This window comes from Streptomyces sp. NPDC058326 (assembly GCF_042879855.1).
Lineage (GTDB): Bacteria > Actinomycetota > Actinomycetes > Streptomycetales > Streptomycetaceae > Streptomyces.
Window position 1 is genome coordinate 1 of sequence record NZ_JBHVZO010000031.1, and the last position, 7,564, is coordinate 7,564.

A 7,564-nucleotide genomic window follows, 5' to 3' on the forward strand; every position below is an offset into this window, starting at 1 on the left:
TCAACTAATCTGGCGTTGATTTTTGGCACGCTGTTGAGTTCTCAAGGAACGGACGCTTCCTTTGTACTCACCCTCTCGGGCTTTCCTCCGGGCTTTTCCCTTCTGTGTTTCCAACCTTACCAGATTCGTTTCCGTTCCGTTTCCGGTTCGGAGTTCGTATCCGGCGGCCTGTTGGCTGCCTTTTGCCTCTCGGCGTGGTCACTACTTTAGCTGATCCATTCGGTGACTCATAACCGAGCCATTCGAATTCGAATTCCAGCACGCCGATGAGACCCCCGCCGGGGGTGTCATCTTCAGTAGTGGGTGGCTGCTGCGGGGTGCTTGAAGAAGCAGGCCCGTAACCAGCTGCTCGGGCTACGTTAGGCGTTCGGTTCTCCGGAGTCAAGCCTCCGCTTCCGGGGGGTGTGTGCGCGGTAGGGGCTCACCGTCGGGTCCTCGTCGATCCAGAAGCGCCAGGGGTGGGGGGCGCCGTCGCCGCCCACTCCTGTGCGGGGGCCGGTGCGGATGCGGTCCGGCTCGGGCGGGGTGCCGGTGAGGACGGTCAGCGGGGCGTCCGGGTCGGCGCAGGTGTCGGTGCCGTTCAGGGAGAGGGCGACATCGAGGGCCGTGGCCAGCCGCGCCGGCCCCTTGGCCAGCTCGTGGTCGTAGCGGGCCGAGCGGCGGCGGTGTCGGGCCTGGTCGGCGCCCCGCAGGATCTCGCCCGCGCGGAGCAGGACCCCGCTCGCGTGGCCCTCGGGGCCGCACACCAGATTCAGGCAGTGCCACATGCCGTAGGTGAAGTAGACGTACGCGTGTCCGGGTGGGCCGAACATGACGGCGTTGCGTGCCGTACGGCCGCGGAAGGCGTGCGAGCCGGGGTCGATCGCGCCGGCGTACGCCTCCACCTCCGTGAGGCGCAGTTCCATCCGGCCCTCGTCGGTATTGCGGACGAGGGTGCGGCCGAGGAGGTCGGGGGCCACCTCCAGGACCGGGCGCTCGAAGAAGGTCCGCGGGAGCGGCGTACGGTCGGGGCTCTCGCTCATGGCGTCCGAGCGTAACGGGGCCCCGTGGGGAACCGGCTACGGTCGTCGCGCGTATGTAGGGGTCAGAACCGAGAAGGAGTGAAGTTCATGGGATTCAAGAAGCTGCTCGCGAGCCTGGGTGCCGGTGGGGCCTCCGTGGAGACGGTGCTCACCGAGGAGAACGTGGTTCCGGGCGGTGTCGTCCAGGGCGAGGTGCGCATTCAGGGCGGCAGTGTCGACCAGCAGATCGAGGGGCTCTCCGTCGGGCTGCAGGCGCGGGTCGAGGTGGAGGGCGGTGACCAGGAGCAGAAGCAGGACATCGAGTTCGCCAAGCTCCGTCTGGGCGGCGCCTTCGAGGTGAAGGCCGGCGCGGTGCACGTGGTGCCGTTCGGTCTGGAGATCCCGTGGGAGACGCCGGTGACCTCCGTCGGCGGGCAGCAGCTGCGCGGCATGAACATCGGTGTGACGACCGAGCTGGAGATCGCGCGCGCGGTGGACTCCGGTGACCTCGACCCGGTGAACGTGCACCCGCTGCCGGCGCAGCAGGCGATCCTGGACGCCTTCCTCCAGCTGGGTTTCCGTTTCAAGAGCGCGGACATGGAGCGCGGTCACATCCGGGGGACGCGGCAGAAGCTGCCCTTCTACCAGGAGATCGAGTTCTTCGCCCCGCAGCAGTACCGCGGCCTCAACCAGGTCGAGGTCAGCTTCGTCGCGGACGACCGTGAGATGGATGTCGTCCTGGAGATGGACAAGAAGCCGGGTCTGTTCGGTGAGGGCAGCGACTCCTTCCGCGCCTTCAAGGTGGGTCTGGACGACTTCCACGCCACCGACTGGGCGGCATACCTGAACCAGTGGCTCGCCGAGGTCGGTGGCCGTCGCAACTGGCTCTAGGCTCGGCCCCGTAAGGCTGCTGAGGCAGTACGGGCGATACGGAGGTTTCGACGTGTCCGAGGGCAAGAGGGCGCCGCTCCCCCATGACTTCCATCCGCCGGTGGCGGCGTTCACCGTGGTGAGCGACGACATCGCGCCGGGTGGGGTCCTGAAGGACGCTCAGGTGTACGCGGAGGGGAACACCTCGCCGCAGCTGCGCTGGGAGGGGTTCCCGGCGGAGACGAAGAGCTTCGCCGTCACCTGCTTCGACCCGGATGCCCCTACGGGCAGCGGGTTCTGGCACTGGGTGCTGTTCGACATCCCGGTCTCGGTGACGGAGCTTCCCGTCGGTGCCGGGTCCGGGTCGTTCGAGGGTCTGCCGGCCGGGGCCGTGCACGCCCGGAACGACTACGGCGCCAAGGAGTTCGGCGGTGCGGCTCCCCCGGAGGGGGACCCGGCTCACCGTTACGTCTTCACGGTGTACGCGGTCGACAGCGAGAAGCTCGGACCGGACGCGGACGCCTCGCCGGCGGCCGTCGGGTTCAACCTGCGGTTCCACACGCTGGGGCGTGCCCAGTTGGTCGGTGAGTACGCGGCTCCCGCGGCGGGCTGATCGTTCGTTTGTTGTTTGCCCGCTTCTGGTCTTGGAGAGATCAGAAGCGGGCATCTTTTGTTGCGCGGGAAATTGCGTTGTCCGACCCCGGCCGGCCCGGCCATCGTTGATCCAGGCCCGACAGCCCCGTCCGGGGCCGGGCCTGCACACGGGAGGTGGGCACAATGCGGGACACGCTGGTACTCAACGCGAGCTTCGAGCCGCTTTCGACGGTCACGCTCAACCGTGCGGTGGTGCTTGTCCTGCAGGCCAAGGCCGTGGTCGAGCACGCCCATCCCGATCTGCGGGTGCGAGGTGCCGCGGTCGACCTTCCGGTGCCGCGGGTGATCAGGCTCTGCCGCTACGTACGGGTGCCCTTCCGAAGACAGGCGCCGTGGTCGCGGAGGGGGGTACTGGTGCGGGACCAGCACCGGTGCGCGTACTGCGGGCGGCGGGCGACGACCGTCGACCACGTGGTGCCGCGTGCCCAGGGCGGTGGGGACAGCTGGCTGAACACGGTGGCCTCGTGCGCCGAGGACAACCACCGCAAGGCCGACCGGACGCCGGAGCAGGCGGGGATGCCGCTGCTGCACCAGCCGTTCGAGCCGACGCCGGCCGACGCGATGCTGTTGGCGATGAGGGCGAGCGAGCGGTCCGAGCTTCCGGAGTGGCTGGCGAAAGCGGCCGCGTGACCCGTCTCGTACGGTGTGGGCCGGACCTCCCCGTGTCTGGGGAGGTCCGGCCCTTCCGTCGTCTCCGCTAGCGGAGCGTCAGTTGGAGGATCGCAACGACGCCCACCGCGATGATCACTCCGCGCAGCACGCTGGGCGGCAGCTTGCGGCCGACCTTGGCGCCGATCTGGCCGCCGATGGTGGAGCCGACCGCGATGAGCAGGACGGCCGTCCAGTCGAAGTCGGCGACGAAGAGGAAGAAGACGGCGGCGACGCCGTTGACGAGGGCGCCGAGGATGTTCTTGACGGCGTTGATCCGCTGCAGGTTGTCGTGGAGCAGCAGGCCCATGAGGGAGAGGTAGAGCACCCCTTGGGCGGCGCCGAAGTATCCGCCGTACATGCTGGCGAGGAAGAGGCCGACGAGGAGGACGGGGCCGCCGTCGGGGTGGGCCTCGGTGCCGGTCTGTTCGCGGCGGCGCTTGACGGCGGCGGAGATCCGGGGCTGGAAGAGGACCAGGACGAGCGCGAGGCCGATGAGGATGGGCACGATCGCGTCGAAGGCTGCGGACGGGAGCGCCAGGAGCAGGATCGCGCCGACGAGACCGCCGACGAGAGCGGAGCCGCCGAGGCGGAGGATGCGCTTCTTCTGGCCCTTGAGTTCGCGCCGGTAGCCGATGGCTCCGCTGATGGAACCGGGGACGAGTCCGAGGGCGTTGGAGACGTTCGCGGTGATCGGGGGGAGTCCGGTCGCGAGGAGGACGGGGAACGTGATGAGCGTTCCCGATCCGACGATGGTGTTGATCGTGCCGGCGCCGATGCCGGCGGCGAAGACTGCCAGGGCTTCCCAGATGGACAACGCCATCTCCTTACATGGTCAGTGAGTCGCCTCCCCGCCCTGAGACTGTCAGGGTCGAGGGGCTCGCACCGATCATGCACGAGACTTACGTGTACGTGTCAGTCAACGGGCGGTTCGTCTCGCCTTTCGGTCCCGCCGTCCTTGGTGTTGAAGCCGGGGGTGCCGATGCCGTTGTTGCCGAAGGCGCCGGAGAGGCCCTTGAGGGCGTCGCCGATCTCGCTGGGAACGATCCAGAGCTTGTTGGCGTCGCCCTCGGCGATCTTCGGGAGCATCTGGAGGTACTGGTACGAGAGGAGCTTCTGGTCGGGGTCGCCGGCGTGGATGGCCTCGAAGACCGTACGGACGGCCTGGGCCTCGCCCTCGGCCCGCAGGGCGGCGGCCTTGGACTCGCCCTCGGCGCGGAGGATCGCGGACTGCTTCTCGCCCTCCGCGGTGAGGATCGCGGACTGGCGGGTGCCCTCGGCGGTGAGGATCGCGGCGCGCTTGTCGCGCTCGGCGCGCATCTGCTTCTCCATCGAGTCCTGGATGGAGGTCGGCGGCTCGATCGCCTTGAGCTCGACGCGGTTGACGCGGATGCCCCACTTGCCGGTGGCCTCGTCGAGGACGCCGCGGAGGGCCGCGTTGATCTCCTCGCGGGAGGTGAGGGTCCGCTCCAGGTCCATGCCACCGATGATGTTCCGCAGGGTGGTGACGGTGAGCTGCTCGATCGCCTGGATGTAGCTGGCGACTTCGTAGGTCGCGGCGCGGGCGTCGGTCACCTGGTAGTAGATGACCGTGTCGATGTTGACGACCAGGTTGTCCTGGGTGATCACCGGCTGCGGCGGGAACGGGACGACCTGCTCACGGAGGTCGATCCGGTTGCGGATCGAGTCGATGAACGGGACGACGATGTTCAGGCCCGCGTTGAGCGTGCGGGTGTAGCGGCCGAAGCGCTCCACGATCGCCGCGCTCGCCTGCGGGATGACCTGGATCGTCTTGATCAGGGCGATGAAGACGAGCACCACCAGAATGATCAGGACGATGATGACTGCTGACATCGTGTTCCCCGTGCCCTTCGCTGCCGGTTGACTGCCGGTTGGCCTTGCAAGATCGAGTTTCGCAGACGACGGAACGTCATGGGCGAGGTTCGGTCACATGACGACGGCGGTCGCTCCGTCGATCTCGACGACGTCGACCTGGTCGCCCGGTTCGAAGGTCTGTCCGGTGTCGAGCGCGCGGGCGGACCAGATCTCGCCGGCGAGCTTGATCCTGCCGCCGCCGGTGGCGTCGACCCTTTCCAGGACGACGGCCTGACGGCCCTTCAGGGCGTCGACCCCGGTGGTCAGTCCCGGTCTGCCGTCGCGGTGGCGGGCGGCGATCGGGCGTACCACCGCGAGCAGCGCCACCGAGACGACGACGAAGACGAGTACCTGGGCGACGACGCCGAAGCCGAGGGCGGCGGTCACCGCCCCGGCGACCGCTCCGACGGAGAACATGCCGAACTCCGGCATCGCGGTCAGGACCAGCGGAATGCCGAGCCCCACCGCGCCGATCAGCCACCAGACCCATGCGTCGATGTCCACATGGTCATGGTAGGGCGGTGGGGTCCTCGGGGACAGGGCGCGGGCGGCTGTGCGGGACGCCGGCGCTCCTTCCGCTACTTCAGGGGCAGTCCGTGGGCGGTCCAGCGGTCGGCGACGCGCTCGACGACGAGCGGCAGGCCGAAGCAGAGCGAGAGGTTACGGGAGGTCAGTTCCATCTCCACGGGGCCCGCGGCGAGCACCTTGCCCTGACGGATCATCAGGACGTGGGTGAAGCCGGGCGCGATCTCCTCGACATGGTGGGTGACCATGATCATGGAGGGGGCGTACGGGTCGCGGGCGAGGCGGCCGAGACGGCGGACCAGGTCCTCGCGTCCGCCGAGGTCGAGACCGGCGGCGGGCTCGTCGAGGAGGAGGAGCTCGGGGTCGGTCATCATCGCGCGGGCGATCAGGGTGCGCTTGCGCTCGCCCTCGGAGAGGGTGCCGAACTTCCGGTCCAGGTAGTCGTTCATCCCGAGCCGGTCGAGGAAGGCCTTGGCGCGCTCCTCGTCGACCGGGTCGTAGTCCTCGTGCCAGGTGGCGGTCATGCCGTACGCGGCCGTGAGGACGGTCTGCAGGACGGTCTGGCGCTTGGGGAGCTTCTCCGCCATGGCGATGCCGGCCATGCCGATGCGGGGCCGGAGCTCGAAGACGTCGGTGCCGACGCCGCCGAGCCGCTCGCCCAGGACGTCGGCGGTGCCCTTGGTGGGGAAGAGGTAGCTGGAGGCGATGTTCAGAAGGGTGGTCTTGCCGGCGCCGTTGGGTCCGAGGATCACCCAGCGCTCGCCCTCCTTGACCGACCAGGAGACCTCGTCCACCAGAGCCCGTCCGTCGCGGACCACGGATACGTCCACCAGCTCCAGTACATCGCTCATGAGCGCGTTGTCTCCCCTTGCGGTCGAGTCGTGTCGTCGCCTTGCGCCGAGTGGGCGCGGCGTCCAGGGGAAAACCTACGTTATCGACGGAGCGGGGCCGTCCCTAGGGCGCCCCCTAGTCTTGGGGGATGCTTTCGGAACCACGCTCAGGACGCCTGGCCGCTTGGGGGAACGCCCTGCTGGCCGGGGCGGTGTCGCCCGACGAGGCGGCCCTTGCCATTGTCGGGGAGGACGCGGTGCACCGCGTGGAGGGGCTGCCGGGTGAGGCGCGGCCGGTGGGGCTGACGCTGGCGCTCGGCCGGCTGCGGCGGCTCGGGGTGACCGGGTGGCGGGTGGCGCTGCCGGCGCCGGGGCATCCGCTGGGGCTCAGCGGGCCGCCGGACTTCAACGCGCGCGCGATGGAGGCGGAGGAGGCGGTGGTGGGGTTCGGTGCGCCGTACGGTCTCGTGCCGGAGGTCTCCGAGGCGGGGCCCGTGGGTGATGTGCACGTGGAGGTGGTCTGGCGCTGCCTCACCGTGCGGGAGGCCCCGCCGGCGGACGTGCCCTCGCTCGGCGAGGCCGAGCGGGAGCTCGCGGAGGCCCTGCGGGACGCGACGGCGGTACTGACACGGCTGGACGTGGCGGCCTCGGGCCCGGCGGCGGACGCGGCACGTGAGGCGTACCGGGCGCGGGCGGAGGTGGGCCGCGAGGTACTGGCCCCCGGCTACCCGCCACGGGCGGTCCGGGTCCTGGAGCTGGCGCAGCGGATCGGCCTGCTGGTGGACCTGGCGTACGACCACGGTCATGGGGGTGCGGTGAGCGCGTCGGAGATGGCGGCGCGGGGGGAGGCGCTGCGGCCGGTGGAACGGGTGGCCCGGCGGGCGCAGGTCGCGGCGTACAACGCGTATGTGGAGGAGAGGGAGCGGGAGCGGGGGTTCTGACCTCTGCCCGACGCGGTCCGGGAGAGGGAGAGGGAGAGGGAGAGAGAGGGAGAGGGAGCGGAGCCGGGGGTCGCCCCGCCGGGCGCCCGCCCACGCCGACGGACGGGGTAGTCCGGCGCAGCGGGCCCTAGGGGGTGTCCGGAAAGTCATGGGAGCCAGAGTCGGAGGCAGGCGAGGGTGACCATGGCTTGGTAATGGGTGGCTCGTTTGTCGTAGCGGG

General features: G+C 69.6%; 10 protein-coding genes. 5 read left to right on the forward strand and 5 right to left on the reverse strand.

Annotated features, from left to right (window positions below; translation table 11 throughout):
* The coding region (locus ACFVYX_RS33510) for a hypothetical protein (RefSeq protein WP_389685265.1) at nt 1-210 on the forward strand (210 nt) is incomplete at its 5' end.
* 149 nt (nt 211-359) lie between these two features.
* Here ACFVYX_RS33510 and ACFVYX_RS33515 read toward each other — a convergent pair.
* A complete protein-coding gene (locus tag ACFVYX_RS33515; protein ID WP_389685266.1) occupies nt 360-1,022 on the reverse strand; it encodes a DNA-3-methyladenine glycosylase in 663 nt (220 codons plus the stop codon).
* Between the two features lie 87 nt (nt 1,023-1,109).
* Between ACFVYX_RS33515 and ACFVYX_RS33520 the strand changes: the two genes are divergently transcribed.
* The 3 genes from ACFVYX_RS33520 to ACFVYX_RS33530 all read left to right on the forward strand — a co-directional run bounded on the left by ACFVYX_RS33520 (nt 1,110) and on the right by ACFVYX_RS33530 (nt 3,155).
* Nucleotides 1,110-1,892 (forward strand): sporulation protein, encoded by a 783-nt coding sequence (locus ACFVYX_RS33520; protein ID WP_389685268.1) that lies wholly within the window; start codon nt 1,110-1,112, stop codon nt 1,890-1,892.
* A 52-nt stretch (nt 1,893-1,944) separates the two neighbouring features.
* The gene (locus tag ACFVYX_RS33525; RefSeq protein WP_389685270.1) at nt 1,945-2,484 is read left to right on the forward strand and encodes a YbhB/YbcL family Raf kinase inhibitor-like protein; all 540 of its coding nucleotides are present in this window, start codon (nt 1,945-1,947) and stop codon (nt 2,482-2,484) included.
* A gap of 164 nt (nt 2,485-2,648) precedes the next feature.
* Entirely contained in the window at nt 2,649-3,155 is a 507-nt protein-coding gene (locus ACFVYX_RS33530; protein WP_250764723.1) for an HNH endonuclease, read from the forward strand.
* Nucleotides 3,156-3,222: 67 nt separating this feature from the next.
* Here ACFVYX_RS33530 and ACFVYX_RS33535 read toward each other — a convergent pair whose 3' ends face one another.
* The 4 genes from ACFVYX_RS33535 to ACFVYX_RS33550 all read right to left on the reverse strand — a co-directional run bounded on the left by ACFVYX_RS33535 (nt 3,223) and on the right by ACFVYX_RS33550 (nt 6,424).
* Nucleotides 3,223-3,996: a sulfite exporter TauE/SafE family protein gene (locus ACFVYX_RS33535; RefSeq protein WP_389685272.1), complete on the reverse strand. Its 774-nt coding sequence runs from the start codon at nt 3,994-3,996 to the stop codon at nt 3,223-3,225.
* A gap of 92 nt (nt 3,997-4,088) precedes the next feature.
* Nucleotides 4,089-5,027: an SPFH domain-containing protein gene (locus ACFVYX_RS33540; RefSeq protein ID WP_389685274.1), complete on the reverse strand. Its 939-nt coding sequence runs from the start codon at nt 5,025-5,027 to the stop codon at nt 4,089-4,091.
* 93 nt (nt 5,028-5,120) lie between these two features.
* Nucleotides 5,121-5,552, reverse strand: coding sequence for an NfeD family protein (locus tag ACFVYX_RS33545; protein WP_389685276.1), 432 nt, complete (start codon nt 5,550-5,552; stop codon nt 5,121-5,123).
* 74 nt (nt 5,553-5,626) lie between these two features.
* Nucleotides 5,627-6,424, reverse strand: coding sequence for an ABC transporter ATP-binding protein (locus ACFVYX_RS33550; protein ID WP_389685278.1), 798 nt, complete (start codon nt 6,422-6,424; stop codon nt 5,627-5,629).
* A 128-nt stretch (nt 6,425-6,552) separates the two neighbouring features.
* On the opposite strand from ACFVYX_RS33550, the gene ACFVYX_RS33555 reads away from it, so the two are divergent.
* A complete protein-coding gene (locus ACFVYX_RS33555; protein WP_389685280.1) occupies nt 6,553-7,344 on the forward strand; it encodes a hypothetical protein in 792 nt (263 codons plus the stop codon).
* The last annotated feature ends 220 nt before the right edge of the window (nt 7,345-7,564 follow it).

Bases quoted from the DNA above. Each gene is read 5' to 3' on its own strand.
- ACFVYX_RS33515 (WP_389685266.1), bottom strand. From the start codon at position 1,022: ATGAGCGAGAGCCCCGACCGTACGCCGCTCCCGCGGACCTTCTTCGAG.
- ACFVYX_RS33520 (WP_389685268.1), top strand. From the start codon at position 1,110: ATGGGATTCAAGAAGCTGCTCGCGAGCCTGGGTGCCGGTGGGGCCTCC.
- ACFVYX_RS33530 (WP_250764723.1), top strand. From the start codon at position 2,649: ATGCGGGACACGCTGGTACTCAACGCGAGCTTCGAGCCGCTTTCGACG.
- ACFVYX_RS33535 (WP_389685272.1), bottom strand. From the start codon at position 3,996: ATGGCGTTGTCCATCTGGGAAGCCCTGGCAGTCTTCGCCGCCGGCATC.
- ACFVYX_RS33540 (WP_389685274.1), bottom strand. From the start codon at position 5,027: ATGTCAGCAGTCATCATCGTCCTGATCATTCTGGTGGTGCTCGTCTTC.
- ACFVYX_RS33550 (WP_389685278.1), bottom strand. From the start codon at position 6,424: ATGAGCGATGTACTGGAGCTGGTGGACGTATCCGTGGTCCGCGACGGA.
- ACFVYX_RS33555 (WP_389685280.1), top strand. From the start codon at position 6,553: ATGCTTTCGGAACCACGCTCAGGACGCCTGGCCGCTTGGGGGAACGCC.